At 71.6% G+C, this 17,645-nt stretch carries 13 protein-coding genes; 9 read left to right on the forward strand and 4 right to left on the reverse strand.

Going from position 1 to position 17,645, the window contains the following annotated elements; genetic code table 11:
• Positions 1 to 13 precede the first annotated feature (13 nt).
• Complete coding sequence (gene eccCa, locus KBX21_RS12875; RefSeq protein ID WP_247665677.1) at positions 14 to 3,904, reverse strand: type VII secretion protein EccCa; 3,891 nt, start codon at positions 3,902 to 3,904, stop codon at positions 14 to 16.
• 340 nt (positions 3,905 to 4,244) lie between these two features.
• On the opposite strand from eccCa, the gene eccD reads away from it, so the two are divergent.
• The 8 genes from eccD (at position 4,245) to KBX21_RS12915 (ending at position 13,633) form a co-directional block, all read left to right on the forward strand.
• Positions 4,245 to 5,591, forward strand: coding sequence for a type VII secretion integral membrane protein EccD (gene eccD, locus KBX21_RS12880; RefSeq protein ID WP_210842029.1), 1,347 nt, complete (start codon positions 4,245 to 4,247; stop codon positions 5,589 to 5,591).
• A 273-nt stretch (positions 5,592 to 5,864) separates the two neighbouring features.
• Positions 5,865 to 6,197 carry a hypothetical protein gene (locus KBX21_RS12885; RefSeq protein WP_210842030.1) on the forward strand — a complete coding sequence of 111 codons (333 nt, stop codon included), beginning with the start codon at positions 5,865 to 5,867 and terminating at the stop codon, positions 6,195 to 6,197.
• 36 nt (positions 6,198 to 6,233) lie between these two features.
• Entirely contained in the window at positions 6,234 to 6,530 is a 297-nt protein-coding gene (locus tag KBX21_RS12890; protein ID WP_210842031.1) for a WXG100 family type VII secretion target, read from the forward strand.
• A 47-nt stretch (positions 6,531 to 6,577) separates the two neighbouring features.
• Positions 6,578 to 6,952 (forward strand): ABC transporter permease, encoded by a 375-nt coding sequence (locus KBX21_RS12895; RefSeq protein ID WP_210842032.1) that lies wholly within the window; start codon positions 6,578 to 6,580, stop codon positions 6,950 to 6,952.
• Between the two features lie 30 nt (positions 6,953 to 6,982).
• Complete coding sequence (locus KBX21_RS12900; RefSeq protein WP_210842033.1) at positions 6,983 to 7,987, forward strand: MoxR family ATPase; 1,005 nt, start codon at positions 6,983 to 6,985, stop codon at positions 7,985 to 7,987.
• Positions 7,987 to 9,117, forward strand: coding sequence for a DUF58 domain-containing protein (locus tag KBX21_RS12905; protein ID WP_210842034.1), 1,131 nt, complete (start codon positions 7,987 to 7,989; stop codon positions 9,115 to 9,117). Before KBX21_RS12900 ends, KBX21_RS12905 begins: the two co-directional genes overlap by 1 nt.
• Positions 9,114 to 11,381: a transglutaminaseTgpA domain-containing protein gene (locus KBX21_RS12910; RefSeq protein WP_247665633.1), complete on the forward strand. Its 2,268-nt coding sequence runs from the start codon at positions 9,114 to 9,116 to the stop codon at positions 11,379 to 11,381. The genes KBX21_RS12905 and KBX21_RS12910 overlap by 4 nt, the downstream gene beginning before the upstream one ends.
• Complete coding sequence (locus KBX21_RS12915) at positions 11,378 to 13,633, forward strand: protein kinase (protein WP_210842036.1); 2,256 nt, start codon at positions 11,378 to 11,380, stop codon at positions 13,631 to 13,633. The genes KBX21_RS12910 and KBX21_RS12915 overlap by 4 nt, the downstream gene beginning before the upstream one ends.
• A gap of 10 nt (positions 13,634 to 13,643) precedes the next feature.
• Here KBX21_RS12915 and KBX21_RS12920 read toward each other — a convergent pair whose 3' ends face one another.
• Positions 13,644 to 14,276, reverse strand: coding sequence for an MBL fold metallo-hydrolase (locus KBX21_RS12920; protein WP_210842037.1), 633 nt, complete (start codon positions 14,274 to 14,276; stop codon positions 13,644 to 13,646).
• Positions 14,273 to 15,358 (reverse strand): S-(hydroxymethyl)mycothiol dehydrogenase, encoded by a 1,086-nt coding sequence (locus tag KBX21_RS12925; protein ID WP_049573436.1) that lies wholly within the window; start codon positions 15,356 to 15,358, stop codon positions 14,273 to 14,275. Before KBX21_RS12925 ends, KBX21_RS12920 begins: the two co-directional genes overlap by 4 nt.
• A gap of 262 nt (positions 15,359 to 15,620) precedes the next feature.
• Here KBX21_RS12925 and KBX21_RS12930 point away from each other — a divergent pair, with 262 nt between their 5' ends.
• Positions 15,621 to 16,691, forward strand: a complete 1,071-nt coding sequence (locus tag KBX21_RS12930; protein ID WP_210842038.1) for a medium chain dehydrogenase/reductase family protein — start codon at positions 15,621 to 15,623, stop codon at positions 16,689 to 16,691.
• A 15-nt stretch (positions 16,692 to 16,706) separates the two neighbouring features.
• Here KBX21_RS12930 and KBX21_RS12935 read toward each other — a convergent pair whose 3' ends face one another.
• Complete coding sequence (locus tag KBX21_RS12935; protein WP_210842039.1) at positions 16,707 to 17,528, reverse strand: alpha/beta fold hydrolase; 822 nt, start codon at positions 17,526 to 17,528, stop codon at positions 16,707 to 16,709.
• Between the last annotated feature and the right edge of the window lie 117 nt (positions 17,529 to 17,645).

Raw genomic sequence — 17,645 nt, forward strand, 5'->3', positions numbered from 1 at the left:
CCGCACCGGAATCTCACTCCGCTGGGTCGGTCCAGGCCACCTGCACCTGCTCGGGTGGGCGCCCACGGCGGGCCAGCAGTGCGCGGCCCGGGGGGAGGCGGCGGGAGACGACCCCGTTGGCGAGCCGCCCCTCCATTCGGTCACCCGAGAACAGCAGCCCGGGCGTGGCCATGTCCGTGAGCGTCTGGGAGACCGGATCGAACATCGACCTGGACGCGCCGCCGGTCCGTCGCGCCGTGACCAGGTGCAGGCCCAGGTCGGAACCCTGGGTCAGGAGGTCCGCTAACGGTGCCAGGGGGTTGCTGCGCCCCGCCACCATGTCCAGGTCGTCCACGAACACGAACACCTCCAGCCCCTCCCACCAACTGCGCTCGCGCAGCTGCCTGGGCGTGACGTCCGGCCCGGGAAGACGCTTGCGGACCAGCCCGGCCAGTTCCCCGGCGACACCCTCGGTCTGCTGGGGACTGGTGCTGTACGCCAGCAGGTGCTCCGGGGGGACCAACCCCAGGTGCGCACGCCGGTAGTCGACCACCACCACACCCACCTCGCTGGCCGGGCGGGCGATCACCTGCCGGACCAGGGCCCGGATCAGGGTGCTCTTGCCGGTCTGCGGGTCCCCGAAGACCATCAGGTGCGGGTCCTCGTGCGGGTGGTACAGCGCGGGTCCCAGGTCGCTCTCGGCCATACCCATGACGAGGTCGGATCCCTGCTGTCTGGGCAGGAGCTCCGCCAGTGAGACCAGGGCGGGCAACACCCGGACCCTGCGCACCGGGAGGTCGGGCCACCGGGCCGAGAGTCTGTCCACCGCGTCGCGCACGCCGTCGCCCAGGTCGGCGTCCGTCGCGACTCCGTCCAGGCGCGGCAGCGGCACCTGCACGAACGACTCGTCCGCCCTCAGCCCCCGGCCGGGCACGTTCTTGGGCATGCGTTCGGCGACCTTGCGACCGAGTTGGGAGTCATAGGGGTCGGTCAGGCGCAGTTCGAAGCGACCACCGAACAGCGACTGGAGCTTCGTGCGCACCTGGTTGGACGCCGAGCTGGTCAGCACCGTGTGTACGCCCAGAGAGGGCCCGCGCGAGACGATGTCGGTGAGGACGTCGTCCACGTCCGGGTAGGTCTCACGCAACCCCGCCCAACCGTCGATGAACAGGAACACGTCCCCGTAGGTTCCGGCGGGGACGTCCCCCTCGGCCCGGGCCTGGCGCAGAGCGGCGGAAGAGTCCAACCGCCTCTGACGGAAGACCTCCTCGCGCAGGTCCAGTTGGACGCGTACGTCCGCGAGGATGCGCTGGGCGAGCTCCAGCTCGGATCGGCCCGCCACACCGGCCACGTGCGGCAGCTCGGCGAACGGGGCGAGGGAGCCACCGCCGAAGTCGATGGCGTACACCGCCACCCGACCAGGCGGGTACCGCCAGGCCAGGCTGGCGATCAGGGTTCTGATGAGGGTCGACTTCCCGGACTGGGGGCCGCCCAGGACCACGATGTTGCTCTCCCCGCCGGTGAAGTCCAGGTCGGCCGAGCACTGACGCTGTTCCCGGGGAAGGTCCGCCAATCCGATGATCGCCCGAACCTCGTCGGGGGCGGGCTCGATCGCGGTCCCGTCCTCCCGTGTCCGGGTCTCGTCCAACTGTTCCAGCAGCTGGTCGAGAGTCAGGACGGCGGGAAGCGGCGGGACCCAGACCGGGCGGACCGGTTCCCTCCCGGAATCCACGATACGGTCCACCGCCACTTGGAGGGTGGTGGGTGCCTCCTCCGGCTCGTTCTCGGTGTCGGTGGTCTGCGCCCGCTTGGCGGGTCGCACCAGAGAGGCGAGCCCGTTGAACGAGATCAACGGCAGGACCTGCGGAACCTCCTCGGCCTCCTCGCGTGTGGGCGGCACGTACGGCTGGGAGACCATGGCCGCCTTGAAGCGCTCGAACACGGTGGTGTCGACCTTCAGGTAGCCCGAACCCGGCTCCGGCGGCAGGTGGTAGGCGTCCCCGACCCCGATCGCCTCACGGCTCTCGGCCTCGGAGAAGGTCCGCAGACCGATCCGGTAGGACAGATGCGACTCCAGGCCCTTGATCTTGCCCGAGTCCAGCCGCTGGGTGGCCAGCAGCAGGTGTACGCCGATGGACCGGCCGATGCGGCCGATGGCCACGAACAGCTCCGCGAAGTCCGGGTGCGCGGTGAGCAGCTCGGAGAACTCGTCGATGATCACCAGCAGGTGGGGGAGCGGTTCCAGCTCGGGTCGGCGGGCCCGCGCCCCCTCGTAGGCGTGCAGGTTGGGCAGGTTGCCCGCGTCCTTGAGGACCTGCTGGCGCCGGTTCAGCTCGCCGAACATCGCCTCGCGGAAGCGCTCCACCAGCCCGTCGTCGTCGGCGAGGTTGGTGATGAGACCGGCGCTGTGCGGAAGCCGGTCGGTGTCGGCGAAGGTCGCACCGCCCTTGAAGTCCACCAACAACAGGGCGAGCTGGTCGGGCGGGTGGTTGATCACCAGTGAGGCCACCAGGGTGCGCAGCATCTCCGACTTGCCCGAACCGGTGGCGCCCACCACCAGCCCGTGCGGCCCCATGCCGCCGAACGCGGACTCCTTGAGGTCGAGCAGCACGGTGTTGGCCTCGGGACCCACCCCGATCGGTACCCGCAGGAAATCCCCGGTGCCCCGGGGCCGCCACGCCCGCTCGGTGTCCAGTCGGGCGACGTCGGGCACGCCCAGGATCTCCGGCAGCCCCACCGTGGCGTGCATGGCGTCCGAGCTGTCGCTGGCAGCCAGTCGCAGCGGCGCCAGGGATCGCGCGAGGGTGGTGAGGAGCTCCCGGCCGACCCGGTCGAAGGAACCCTCCAGGGGAGGGTCGTCCTCCGTCTCGGGGCCCTGCCCCGGCTGCTGAGGCCTCGGTGCGCGATCCTCTCGCAGCGAACCGTCAGCCGACACGTACAGCCGTGCGTCCACGTGCCCGGGTTCCTCCCGGCGGTCACCCACCAGGAAGACCAGGTGGATGCCGATGTCGGCCAGCGAGGTCACCGGGGGCTCGGCCGCCAGCCCGGACAGGGTCGCCTGGAACTCGCCGTCCACGAGCACCACCAGTCGTTGTGTGCCCGGTCCGGGAGGCGTGCCCCGCCTGCGCTGCATGTCGATGGTGCGCTGCTCGATCTCGGCCGTCAGCAGCTCGGTCATCTCCACGGTGTTGCCCGCCACCAGCCGAGCCGGCAGTGGACCGTCCTGGACCCCGTCGAAGGCGTTGTGGGGCAGCCACTTGGTCCAGTCCCACTCCGCCGTCAGCCGCTGGTGCCGCACCACGCCCAACCGTACGTCCTCGGCGGCAGAGAAGGTCACCAGCTGCGCAGCCAGGGCGCGGGCCATCTCCCGGCCCGCCGCCCGGTCGCCGACCACCGACACCACCCCGCACTCGCGCAGGCGCAGGACCAGAGGTTGCTCGGACACGTCCGAGTACAGGTCGACGATCTGCTCGGCGATGCCCTGGCAGACGGGGTCGTAGACGATCAGGGGATTCGTGCGGTCGATGTTCAGGTTCAGCCGCCTGGCCAGGGGCCGCGAACCCTCACCGATCCGCAGGTCGAGGAAGTCCGGGTCCCCCGGACGCCGTTCCCAGCGCCGCGCGGTGAGCCGGGCGGTCTCCTCCAACAGGTGCGGCTCCGGGTGCCGGAACAGCGACGCGGCGCGTTGCAGCCCCGCCACCTCCCGAACCGTCTCGCGCAGGTGGTCCAGGTAGTCCAGGTACCGTTCCCGCTGTTCCCGGATACGCTTGCGCGGCCCGTTGCGCTGGGCGACGAACATGACGATGCCGACCGCGACGCTGGCCAGCATGATCATGGCCCCGGCCACCGCGAACAGCGGACGGTTCCCCATGGTGATGGTCATCATCAGCGAACCGGAGCCGGTGATGATCGGCATGATGATCATCGCCGAGGAGCTGGCGGCCGGGGGGTTCTCCGGCAGCTGCGGCGGGGTCGCGATCACCAGGGGTGTCCTGCCGGGATCCGGGACCGCCGTGCGGGCCGGACGATGAACCAGCGTCGTTGTCACTGGCGCCTCTCCTGTCGCGTGCGCCCGGATCGCCCGGTACGCGCTCTTGCTACCGTGATGATCCCGCGCCCCGGCGGTGCCGGACAAGCGGCGACCACGGGCCTGTGGACAACCGGACCACGGACCGGTGTGATCCTCGTGCGGGCCCATCGGTTCGCGCCCGCCCACGGACGGTCGTGCGCCGTCCACAACTGACGTCGAACGCGGGGAGCCCCAGGTGAGCGGATACTGCCGGGTCACGGTGACCGGACCGGATCGGTGGGCCGACCTCGTCCTGCCCGGCGGGGTGTCGGTGGCGGCACTGATGCCGCAGGTCGTGCGCGTGTGCTCCCCGGCCGACGACGGGCTCCAGTCCGCCCGCTGGAACCTCGTCGCGGTGGACGGCACCCCCATCCCCTCCGCCGGTTCCCTGACCGACGCGGGAGTCCGAGACGGGGACGTCCTGCTCCTGGACCGGGTCACCGCCCCGGACCGACCGTCGTTCGTCGACGACGTACGCGGCACCGTCGAGGACCGCGTAGACGAGCGCGCCTGGTTGTGGAAGCCCACCACCACGTTCGGGTTCGGCTTGGCCCTCGCGGCGCTGGGACCGCTTCTGCTCATGGCGGCCATGGTCCTGGTCCGGACCTCGCCCCTCGACCTCGCAGTGTCCGTCCTCGGGCTTCTGACCGCGCTGGGTGCCCTGTGGTTGGCCGGGTCCAGGAACCTTCCCGGAGTGGCCCACGCCGCGCAGGTCGCCGCCTGCGGCTGGGGCGCCCTGACCATCGTGCTCGCCGTCCTGGGAGTGAGCGCCGTCGCGCCCTCGCCCATCGTTCTGGCGCTGTTCGCCTGCTTCGGCGCGCTGGCCGCCTCGGCCGGCGGCTGGGCGCTGGCCCACTTCCTGCTGCCCTACCTCGCCGGGCTGAGCGTGGTCACGGCCTCCATGGTGCTGCTCGTGGGCTTCGGCCTGTTCACGGACGGCCCCATGGCGGTGCGCCTGCTCGCCGTCCTGCTGGCCCTGGGCATCGGCGCCCTGCCCCGGATGGCGCTCGCCCTGGGCGGGCTGTCCGGGCTCGACTACGAGGTGCGCCAGGTCGGCCAGACCGACAACGAACGCTTCGAGGAGAGCCTGGCCAACAGCGACCGCATGCTGACCGGAACCATCCTGGGGGTGTCTGCCGCCGCCACGATCTCCGTGGGCCTGCTGGCGTTCACCGGCGACGCGCGCCGGGACCTGGCCCTGGCCGCCCTGGTCTCGCTCGCCCTGCTGATGCGGTCGCGCCTGTTCGACCGGGTCTCCCACGTGCTGCCGGTTCGGCTCACCGGCGTGGTGGGCCTGGCCGTGACCGGGGTGGCCGGGACCATGGCTTTCCCCTGGATGACGGGAGTGCTCCCGGCTGCGGGGCTGGCGCTGTGCGTGGCGGTGGCGGCCGTGAGCGCCGTCCGCCTGACCGACGTGCCCAGGGCCTCGCTCCGCCGCACCCTCAACGGGGTGGAGATCGTCGTGGTCGCGGGGATGTGCGTGGCCGCCGTCTGGGCTCTGGGCGTGTACGAGGCCGTCTCCACCATCCGCATCGGAGGTTGAATGCGCACACTAGTGCGTAGGGCTACCGGTGACCTCTGGGACGCCTGCGGGAGCTATTTGGATTCGTTCGACTCGGAACTTGTCCTGTTTCGGTCACTTGGCGTCCTTGTCGCGCATTCGCGTTGACAGGGGACGCCGCCTTCACTACTTTCCGGTTCGAGTCGTAATCTGTGACCGCGAGCAGACCTCCCCGGTGCTCACAGAGCGACTGCGCCCCTGATACCGGCGTCGAGTTCGGACCAAGGGGAGAGTCGACGGGGAGAGGACGAACAGTTGACCGACAACGTCGGCACGGAGCAGAGCACCACTCTGTCCCAGGGTGGTAAGCGCCTGGACGAGCAGAGTCGTGGACTCAGTGACCGCATGCAGTCCCTGATCGACGTCCTGGACCAGGATGGTCAGGCGCTCCAAGGCAACGCCCTCCACGCCTATCGCCAGGGCCAGGCCGAACTGGTGGCCGGGTTCAAGGCCCTCGTTGACTGGTGCAACAAGTACGGCGTGAATCTCAGCCTCGGTCAGGAGAAGATCAACTCCGCAGACGTCCAGAGCGAAGAGGACTTCGCCAAGGCCCAGAGCGAGCTCAGCTACCTGAATCGGAACATCTGAGTCGGCACCTAACAGCAAAGCGGGGGAGAGAACACCATGGGCGTGGGCAAGTACGAGGTCGGCGCGGACATTGACGCGCTGGACCAACTGAGCGTCGACCAACGCCAGTACCTGGGATACTTCCAGGCGATCATGCAGGAGCTCGACACTCAGGCCAAGGACACCGTCGCCAGGTTCGAGGGCGGTGACGAGGCCTTCCAGGCCAGGGCGGCCGAGTTCAACAACGCCTTCGAGATGACCAACCGGGGCTTCTCGAGGATGATCGACGCCGTCGACGGCACGGTGGACGGCTACCGCGAGACCAAGAGCTACCTCAACAACCTGTTCGAGTGAGCCACGCCTACGGGACCCGGGGCGGCGTGTCTGGGCCCCCTTCGCCTGTGACGCCCCCGGCCGCAGGGCCGGGGGATCGCCCCGAACCTCCTACGCCCACCCCGCTCCCCGAAGCGTTCCAGACCACACCCCACACCGAGCGCTACGTCCTCCAGGCCGACGCCCTCCGGCGTCGGCAGCTGCGCGCGGCCCTCCTGTACGGCTCCAGCCGTTACTGGCGCCAGCGCCACCACGTGTGGCCCTCGGTCATCGTGGGTCTGATCGCCGCCGCGGTGCTCGCCGCGGGCATCGTGGTCGCGGGAGCCTTCCAGGCCCAGCGCGAACTCAACGAGCAGCGCGGGCATCAGACCCAGACACAGGACCCGAACACCCCACTTGTCCCCCAGGAACGCGACCCCGCGGGCCCGGACCAGACTCCCTGACCCGTCTTCCGTACCCCGAAGGACACCCCCGTGACCCTGCACGCTCCCTCAGCGCCGCTCTCGACGGACGAGGCGGCGGTCCATACAGACGCCTTCGACGCCATGGCCTCCAACGTCGAGTCGGCGCTCCTGGGCAAGTCCGAGGTGGTGCGGCTCGCCCTCGTCGCCCTGCTCTCCCAGGGACACCTCCTGCTGGAGGACGTCCCGGGCACCGGCAAGACGACCCTGGCCCGCGCCATCGCCTCCAGCGTCGACGGGATCTGGCGGCGGGTGCAGTTCACCCCTGACCTGCTGCCCTCCGACGTGACCGGCGTGACCGTCTTCAACCAGGCCACACGTGAGTTCGAGTTCCACCCGGGGCCGGTCTTCGCCAACGTCGTCATCGCCGATGAGATCAACCGGGCCTCGCCCAAGACCCAGTCCGCGCTGCTGGAGGTCATGGAGGAGGGCGCGGTCACGGTTGACGGGGTCCGCCACACGGTCCCGGCGCCCTTCCTGGTGGTGGCCACCCAGAACCCCGTGGAGATGTCGGGCACCTACCGGCTCCCCGAGGCCCAGTTGGACCGGTTCCTGATGCGCCTGACCGTGGGCTACGCCGACCCGGCCGCCGAACTGGCCATCATCCGAGGGGACCGCCTCGTCTCCCCGGACGCCCTGCCCTCGTCCACGGACGCCGCTCGCATGGAACAGGTCCGGCAGGCGGCCCGCCGCGTGTACGTCGACGACGCCGTCTACGAGTACGTGCTGCGCGTGGCCCGATCCACCCGCGATCACCCGGCGCTCAGCGTGGGCCTGTCCACCCGGGCCACCGTCGCCATGGCCCACACGGCCCGCACGCTCGCCCTGGTCTCCGGCCGCCCCTACGCCACCCCCGAGGACGTCAAGACCCTCGCGCAGCCGGTGTGGGCGCACCGCCTGGTGCTCTCTCCGGAGGCCTCCGTGGGCGGCCGCACCGGGGTCGACGTGCTCGCCGAGATCCTCTCGTCCACCCCGGCCCCCCAGCCGGGACACCCGGGGGCGACGGCGACCCGCTGATGCCGACCACGAGGGGATGGCTGGTGGCCGTCACGGGAGCGCTGCTCCTCACCGCGGGCACCCTGTCCCAGTACCAGGAACTCGTCCTGCTCGGAGCCCTGGCGGTCCTCGCCGTGGCCGTGGCCGCCCTGTTCGTGGGCCGCCCGGCGGCCGTGACCATGACCCGTTCCCTGCCCGGCGGCACCCGCACCACCCCCGGACGCTCCGTGCGGGTCCACATGAGTGCCCGCAACACCGGGCGCCGCGGCCTGCGGATCAGTGAGCGGGTGGTGGGCCCCGACGGTGAACACGACGTGCCCCTGACCCCGCTGCCCGGGGGCGGCACCGGGGGATCGGACTACTGGCTCCAACCCCGGCGGCGCGGACTCGTTGAACTCGGCCCGCTCCGTGCGGGCCGCTCCGACCCCCTGGGCCTGGCCAGGAGTACCCGCGACCACGGCACCACCGACCACGTGTGGGTCCACCCGGCCTGGCAGTACCTGCGGGCCATCCCCGTGGGCAACGTCGCCGACCCGGACGGAGAGGTCGACGGGGCCAGGGCCGGAACGCTCACCTTCCACACCCTGCGCGACTACGCCCCCGGCGACGACCTGCGCCACGTCCACTGGCGCAGCTCCGCACGCCTGGACCGCCTGGTGGTGCGCGAGTACGTTGACACCTCCCAGACCAGAGTGTGCGTGATCGTCGATGACCGGGCCGCTCCTGAGGACGCCGCCCGGTTGGACGAGGTCGCCGGGGCGGCCGCCTCCCTGCTCGCCACGGGAGTGCGGGCCGCGCTCCACTGCGAACTGCGGCTCGTCAGCGGACGCGGTCGGGACAGCGGCGGCGGCCTGCCCTCCCTGCTCGACCTGCTCGCCGAGGCCGCGCCCACCCAGGGGCCGGACCTGGCCGACGCCCTCCACCTGGCCCGCACCCAGAGCCAGGGAGACACGGCCATCCTGGTCAGCGCAGGACTGGACGCCACCGACCTGCGCCTGTTCGGTCAGCTCGCCGACCGCTACTCCGGCCTCATCGCCGTGGTCGTCGGCCAGCAGGAACCGCCGACCTCACCCGACTCCGTCACGCTCATCGCCGCGGGCGACGCCGGGTCGTTCACGGACCGTTGGAACGAGGCACCGTGGCCACGATGACGGCCCCCGCCCCCGAACGGGCCGCGCCGCCCGTCCCCGGGCGTCCCTACCGGGCATCCCCGAGCACGCTCCTGGCCTGCGTGGGCCTGGTCCTGTCCACCGTCGCGGGCGGGGTGGTGGTCTCGGCCTCCTATGGCTCTGCGGTGACCCTCCTGGCCGTGCTCGCGGCCTGCTCCGTGGTATCCGTCGTGGTGGCGCTGCTCCTGCGCTCCCGCCACAGCGCTCTGCGCACGATCCTGACCGGCGTTCCCCTTCCGCTCGCCAGCGTTGTGGCCGCCGCCGTGTGGGTGCCTGGCGAGGGGGACAGTGTCCTGCGCGGCGCGGGCGAGGCCCTGCTCCATTCCGGAGCGCGCATCCTCACGAGCACGGCGCCGACACCGCTCACCGTCGACACCCTCGCCCTGCCACTCCTGGCGACCTGGCTCACCGGCACCGCCACGGCCCTGGCCTGGCGAGCCGAACGCCGGGCGCTGGCCCTGTTCCCCGGCCTCGCGCTGCTCGTGGGCGCGGTCGTCCTCAACGGCCCTGTCGCACCACCCGGGTTCACCGCGATCGGTCTGCTCGGCGTGGCCGCCGTCCTCATCATGTCCGCGCGTCCGGCCCCAAGGACCCACAGCGGCGTCGGCTCTCCCTCCCTGGGTATTCAGGTGGACCAACGCCCCGCGGGGCCCTCCCCGGTCCGCGACGCCGTCATCACGGGGCTCATCTGCGTGCTCACCGCGACCATGGCGGTGCTCGGCGGACCGGCGCTGCTCGCGGGCTGGTCCGCCGAACCAGGCGACCCCCGCGCGGTGCTGACCCCTCCGATGGACCCGCAACAGGCCCTCAACCCGCTCAGCTACCTGCCCGGGTGGGCAGCCGAACCCGACGAGCACCTGCTCACCGTCGAGTCCGACCAGCCCGTCGAACTGCGCTGGGTCGCCCTTTCAGACTTCACCGGCACCACCTGGCTTCCCGAGAGCGGCTACCGCAGCGCGGACCAGGTCCTGCCCGCACCGGTGCCACCGCCTCCCGGGGCCGACAGCGACGTCACCGCGCGGATCAGCGTGGGCGAGGACCTTCCCGGCAGCTGGGCTCCGGTGGTGGGCGCACCCCGCCGGGTGGGACTCGACTCCCTTGGCTACGACGCCCTCACCGGCACCGTCGTCACCCGGGACGGCACCGTGACCGGGCGCGACTACGAGGTGGTCGGCACGGTCGCCGACTGGTCCGGCGTCGACCTGTCCCGGTCGTCCCCACCGGTGGGGGACGTGTACGAGCTGTACCGGGAGCTGCCGCCCGGCGCCCCGCCCATTCTCGACGAGGTCGTGTCCGCGATCGCCGCCGAGGGCGACTACCACCACCGTGCGCGGGGCATCGCCGAGTACCTGCGCGACTCCCACACGTTCGACCCCGAGACCCCCGGTGGTCACGGTTACGCGCACATCGACGCGCTCTTGGCCGCGCCCGGGGGTCAGGGCGGTTCCGGTACCTCCGAGCAGTTCGCGAGCGCCTTCGCCCTGTTGACGCGAGCGGCCGGACTCCCCAGCCGGGTGGCGGTCGGGTTCGCGCCCGGGACCGAACGGGACGAGGGCGAGTACGAGGTGCGGACCGGCGACGCCCACGCCTGGGGCGAGGTGTACTTCGACGGTCTGGGATGGGTGCCCTACAACGTCACTCCCGGAGGGCGCGACGAGGGCGGCGCCGACGAAACCCCCGAGAGTGCGCAGGCCCCCGACGAGCCCGAGGCCGGTGAACTCGACTCCGGCTCCGAGACCGAGAACGACGGGCAGGCCGATCCCGACCGCCAGGACACAACCGAGGGCCTCTGGGTGGTGGCAGCCTCCGGGGGAGCGCTCACCCTGGTCCTGCTGATCCCCGTCCTGCGCCTTGCTCGCAGGGCACGACGCCTGAGCGCGGGCACCCCCACGGACCGTGTTCTGGGAGCCTGGCGCGAACTGCGCGAGGCCCTCAGGATGGGCGCGGCCGATCTCGACTCGGGAGCCACGGTGACCGAGACCGTCGTGGTCGCCCGCTCACTCGTGCCCGACACGGCTCCTTCGAGCGGGCTCGACCACCTGGCCCGGGCCGTCAACAGCACGGGCTTCGGCGGCGGGGTCGGCGTCGACGCCCCGGTGGCCGAGGAAGCCGCCCGCGCGGTGCGCGACCACCAACGCGGGTTGCGCAGGGCACGCCCCCGGTTCAGGAGACTGATCTGGTGGTTCGACCCCCGCCCCCTGTTCTGGCGGGACGGTCCGAGCCGCCGACGGAGAGGACGCCGATGAGCGGCGAGAAACAACACGACAGACTGGCCCCGGGGTTCCACTCCCCGGAGGTCCTGCACCGGGGTGGGGCCTCGACCGTCTACCGGGCCCTGCGTGACGGGGACGACGCCCCGGTCGCGCTCAAGGTCATGCGCGACGAGTCAGGTGCCAGGGAAGTGGACCGACTGGTCGAACTGTCCGGTATCCCGGGCCTGGTCGGAGTCGTCGGCGGGGGCCGCACCTCGTCCGGGCGCCCCTTCGTCGCCATGAACCTGCACCCAGGCGACTACGCGACCGCGCTGAAGATCCGGGGGCCGTTGCCGGTCGGGGAGGTTCTGGCCGTGGGCCGGTCCGTCGCCGGGGCGCTCGCAGCCCTGCACGCGCGTGGACTCCTCCACCACCGGGTCCAGCCCGCAAACATCCTGGGGGCACCGGAAGGCGCCGTCCTCGCGGACGTCGGCGGTGTGCTCACCACGGAACAGCGGCCCGAACCGGTGGGCCTGGACCCTGTAGCGGTCGCCTACGCCTCCCCCGAGGCGCTCAGCGGCCAGTACCCGCTGACCCCCGCCTCCGACACCTACCGGCTGGCGGCGGTGCTCTGGGCCCTCCTCGCTGGATACCCGCCCTTCGCGCAGGGGCCGGGCACGATCGGGGATCCGTTCACCTACCGGGAGCGGGCCCTCGCCGAGGACCCGCCTCGGCTGCCGCGCGCCGACCTGCCCGTCCGACTGCGCGCGGTCCTGGACCGAGCGCTGTCCAGGGAGCCCGGTCGTCGTCAGGACGCCACCGAGCTTGCCCGGGACCTCGCCGGGGACGCTCCCACCGGAGTCGCTGATCCCGGAGCTGTCGCCGCCGACTCCGGGAACGCCTGGGGGGTGCCCGGTGCGGTGCCCGGGGGTGGAATTGCGGGTGGGTCGGTCGCTGGATCTGTGAACCCTGTTCCTGCCTCGCAGCCGCAGACCAGAACCGGGGCCGTCGACTCGGCGAACGCCTGGAGTTCCCCCGTCCTTGGTCAGGGGAGTGCGGGGTCCCGTGACAGGCCTGAGGCCGAGGAACCTGGGACTCGTGTTCCCAGAGGGCTGCCTGCTGGATCCGGGGCCTTCGATTCCGGTGCGACTGGCGCACGTCCGCAGGCCCAGGTCGCCGAGTCCGCGAACGCCTGGGGTGTGCCGGGTGCCGCACCCCGCTCGGAGAAGGGGCTCCAGGGTCAGCAGGACGGACTGCGAACCGGTACCCCTCAGCCGGAGGCCCCAGGGGCCGGGGCTGACCCGGACACAGCGACGGGTTCCGGGGTTGATGCCGGTGCGGCTGGTGCGCTGTCACAGACCGGGACCGGAGCTGTCGACCCCGCGAGCATCTGGGGCGTGCCTGGCGCTGCGCCCGGCCCTGGGGAAGGCCTCACGAAACCGCTGGCCAGCCCTGAGTCCGGTGCCCCGGAGGACACCGGGGTCGGTGTTCCAACGGCCCCGGAGCCGCAGGCCGGACCGGGCGGTGACGAGACCTCCGCCTCAAGGCCGGACACCGGTGATGGAGGTGCAACACCGGCCTCGGCTGCGAGCCTCCTGGCGGACCACCCCGAAATCGCGTGGGCAGCCCTTCCCGGCTGGGCAGGGAGCGCCTCACCCGAACCGGAGTCCGCTGAATCCGGCCCCGTAGCGGGGGCGCCGGATCAGGCACCCCCCGGTTCGCAGTGGAGCCCGACCCAACCACCGGCCCCACCCGAACCACCCAAGCTCTCCGAGGTCACGGACCGTCCCCAGGCGCCGACCGCGCGGCGTCCGCTGTTCATCGGTGTCACCGTCGTGGCCATCGCCTTCGTCGCCATCACCCTCGGCGCGGTGGCGGTCCTGCGCCCTGGCGCAGGCGGCGATCTCATCCAGCAGCTCCGACCTGAGGTCGCCGCGACCCCTGAGGAGCAGCAGCCACAGTCCGGAGGGGAGACCGGGAACGCGGAGTCCTCCGACCACCCGGCGCCTCCCGCCGGACTGGTCGAGGACTCCGCCCCCAGTGACGTCGTCCTGGAGGACACCGGGCACTCCGTGACGGTGACGTGGACGGACAACACCGACCCCGCCGCCGCGCACCAGGTGATCGGCGGCCCCGCAGGGGAGACTCCGGGCAACCTCGCCGACGCCGAGCCGGGCTCCGGGCAGGCGCGGGTCAGCGGACTCGACGCCGCCCGGGACTACTGCTTCGTCGTCATCGCCGTGCTCAGCGTGGACGAGATCGCTCCGTCGGAGCAGGCGTGCACGGAGCGGGCCACCGCCTCCTGACCAGCCGGTCTCAGTGTCCCCGGTCCAGCCACGCCTGGAGGTGTGGGGCCTCCGCGCCGATGGTCGTGGACTCGCCGTGCCCGGTGTGGACCGTCGTCTCCGGGGGGAGCGACAGCAGGCGGGTACGGATGGAGTCCACGATGGTCGGGAAGTCCGAGAAGGACCGTCCGGTCGCCCCCGGGCCGCCCTGGAACAGGGTGTCGCCACTGAACAGCACGTCGAGTTCCGGGGCGTACAGGCACACCGCCCCGGGGGCGTGACCCGGGGTGTGCAGCACGGTGAGTCCGGTACCCCCGACCTCGATGACCTGCCCGTCGGCCAGCTCCGCGTCCGGGGCACGGTCCGGGTGGGTCATGTCCCACAGCACGCGGTCCTCGGGGTGCAGCAGGATCGGCGCCCCGGCCGCGTCGGCCACCTCCGGGGCGGCGTTCACGTGGTCGTTGTGGCCGTGCGTGCACACCACCGCCACCACCCGGCGCCCGCCCACAGCCGCCAGGATCGCCCCGGCGTCGTGTGGGGCGTCCACGACCACGACCTCCTCGTCGTCACCCACCAGCCAGACGTTGTTGTCCACCTCCCAGGAACCGCCGTCCAGGGTGAAGACCCCGGACGTGGTCAGGTGTTCCACTCGCGCGTCACTCACAGTCGCACCACCGATCGCAGTACTTCGCCGCGCTCCATGCGGGCGAAAGCGTCCTCGACGTCACCGAGCCCGATCTCCTCGGTGACGAAACCGTCCAGGTCCAGCCTGCCCTGTGTGTAGAGGTCGATGAGCATCGGGAAGTCCCGGGAGGGCAGGCAGTCCCCGTACCAACTCGACTTCAGGGCCCCGCCCCGGCCGAACACGTCCAACAGCGGCAGTTCCAAACGCATCTCCGGCGTGGGCACACCCACCAGCACCACGGTGCCCGCCAGATCGCGAGCGTAGAAGGCCTGCTCGTAGGTTTGGGGCAGACCCACCGCGTCGATCACCACGTCCGCGCCGAAACCTTCGGTGAGAGCGCGGATCGCCTCGACCGGGTCGGTCTCCCGGGCGTTCACGGTGTGGGTGGCGCCGAACCCGCGCGCCCACTCCAGCTTGCGCTCCTCCAGGTCCACGGCGATGATCCGGCCGGCTCCGGCCAGTCGGGCCCCGGCCACGGCCGCGCTGCCCACGCCTCCGCAGCCGATCACCGCGACTGAATCACCGCGGCCCACCCCGCCGGTGTTGATGGCGGCGCCGATCCCGGCCATGATCCCGCAGCCGAGCAGCCCCGCCGCGGCGGGTGAGGCGGACGGGTCGACCTTGGTGCACTGACCGGCGGCGACCAGCGTCTTCTCGGCGAACGCACCGATGCCCAGGGCGGGGGAGAGTTCGGTCCCGTCCTCCAGGGTCATTTTCTGGTCGGCGTTGTGGGTGTCGAAACAGTACTGCGGGCGCCCCCGCCGACAGGCGCGGCACTCTCCGCACACCGCCCGCCAGTTGAGGACCACGTAGTCGCCGGGTACGACGTGGGTGACGTTGGCTCCCACGGACTCGACCACGCCCGCCGCCTCGTGACCGAGCAGGAAGGGGTACTCATCGTTGATCCCGCCCTCCCGGTAGTGCAGGTCCGTGTGGCAGACACCGCAGGCCTGGACCCGGACCACAGCCTCTCCGGGGCCGGGGTCGGGGACGACGATCGTGGTGAGTTCCACGGGTGCGCCCTTCGCACGCGAGATCACACCCTGGACCTGTTGGGACATGGAGACACTCCCTGAACTCGTGGCTGCCGGTACCGGTGGGTACCGTCCCGGGTCACCCTGCCGCACGCCCGGACACGTGTCCAACATCAGGGTGTGGGTCAGGGATTGACAAAAAGCACGTGTGAGTGTGTACTCACATACATACGATGGTCCGCTTCTCGGAATCCCAAGACTGAGCCACTCAAAGGTGGGTGTTTCTGGGGTTTCGAGGTTCAGTGTGGATGTATGTGTGAGTGAGTGCTCACAAAATTAGGAGCTCATGATGACCCAGAACGAACCCCGTCGTCCGAACACCGGCGGCGGCGTGGACGCCACGGAGGTCCTGCTCCCCGGCCCCGTGGCCCCCGAAGGGCTGGTGGTCCGCCACCGCAGGCTCGACCCGCCCGGGCCCGGCCGGGTCACACTGCGGATGGAGGCCACCGGCGTTTCCTTCGCCGAACAGCAGATGCGCCGGGGGAAGTACTTCGACCAGCCGCCCTTCCCGTTCGTGCCCGGCTACGACCTCGTCGGCAGCGTCACGGAGGTCGGCCCCGGGGCGGACCCCACCATGAAGGGTCGCCGCTACGCCGCCCTCACCAAGGTGGGCGCCTGGGCCAGCCACGTCGTCCTGCCCGCCACCGATCTCGTTCCCGTGCCCGAAGGGACCGATCCCGGCACGGCGGAGGCCCTGGTGGTCAACGGAGTGACGGCCTACCGCATGCTCCACCAGCTCGCCCATGTCCGGTCCGGTGACACGGTGCTGGTCCACGGCGCCAACGGTGGGGTGGGCTCACTCCTCGTCCAACTGGCCCGCCACGCGGGGGCCACCGTCATCGGCACCGCCTCGGCCCGCAACGCCGAGGCCGTCCGCTCACTGGGAGCCACCCCGCTCGACTACCGTGAACCCGATCTCCCCGGACGGGTCCGCGCCCTGGCCCCGGACGGGGTGAACGCGGTCTTCGACCACGTCGGCGGCCCCGGGCTGGTCGACTCCTTCGGGCTCCTCGCGCGCGGAGGCACCCTGGTCTCCTACGGCACCGCCGCCACCAGGGACGTGGACGGCAACGCGATGCTCCCCGTGCTGCTGCTGTTCGCGCGGCTCCTGCGGTGGAACACGCTTCCCAACGGGCGCGGCGCCCACTTCTTCAACCTCTGGAGCGGGCACCGCAGGAGGGTGGACTTCCAGCGCAGGCTCGCCCGGGACCTGGGCGCGGTCCTCGACCTGCACACCGAGGGGGTCCTCGACCCTCCTGTCGCTGCCCGCGTCCCGCTGTCCGAGGTGGCTTCGGCCATGACCCTGGCTGAGTCGGGCACCGTGGTCGGCAAGGTCCTCCTGGTCCCCGACCAGCCCTGAGCCCCGCCCCCGTGATCAGCGCCGGAGGAAGTCCACCAGTGCGGCGGTCAGCTGGGCGGGTGCGTCCAACTGGACGAGGTGACCTGCGCCCGCGATGGGGTGGGTCTCAACGCCCGGGATCAGCGCGGCGAGTGCCTGGGAACGCTCCGGCGGAATCCAGGTGTCCCGCTCGCCCCAGGCCAGCAGCACCGGCGGTTCGATCCGCGGGTACAGGCCCTGCACCTCGTCCGTATGGGTCTGGTCGGCCTGCTTGATCTGGCGGTAGAACGCCGACTGCCCCTCCACCCCGGTCCACGGATCCACCAATTGGTCCAGAACCGGCCGTCGCAGCCCCGGGGCGCTGGCCGAACTCACGTACTCGGTCACCAGCGCCCGGTGCAGCGCTGGGGGAAGCTGCTCGAAGACCTCGGTGTGCTCGCCCACCAGCCGGAAGAACGGAGAACCCCACGGAGCCACCGCCACCGGGGAGACCAGGGCCAGCCGCGAGTACGCGGCCCCGTGCAGCAGGTGGGCCCGGAGCGCCACCGCGCCGCCGAAGTCGTGGGCGACCACCCTCGGGGCCTCCAGGCCCCAGTGCGCCAGCAGTTCGGTGAAGACCCGTCCCTGGGTCGCCAGGGACACGTTCTGACCCGTCCGCATCTCGGAGGTTCCGTACCCGGGCATGTCCCAGAAGTACACCCGGTAGCGGGGTGCCAACGCGGCGGCCACGTCCCGCCACACGTACGACGAGAACGGCGTTCCGTGTAGCAGCACCACCGGCTCTCCCGAACCGACGGTGCCCCAGCGCACTGCGCCCGCGCTCGACGCGAACTCCTCCGGAACCGCCTGATCGGTCATGTCCGTCCGCCCGTCGTCTTCCTGATGGCCTCGAACGAAGCCGCCGTGATCGTATCCGGGGAGTCTGACAAACGGAGCGTCAGCGGTGGCCGGGGAAAGGGGGCGGCGCCCGACCTC

This window comes from Nocardiopsis sp. B62 (assembly GCF_018070675.1).
Classification (GTDB): Bacteria; Actinomycetota; Actinomycetes; order Streptosporangiales; family Streptosporangiaceae; genus Nocardiopsis; species Nocardiopsis prasina.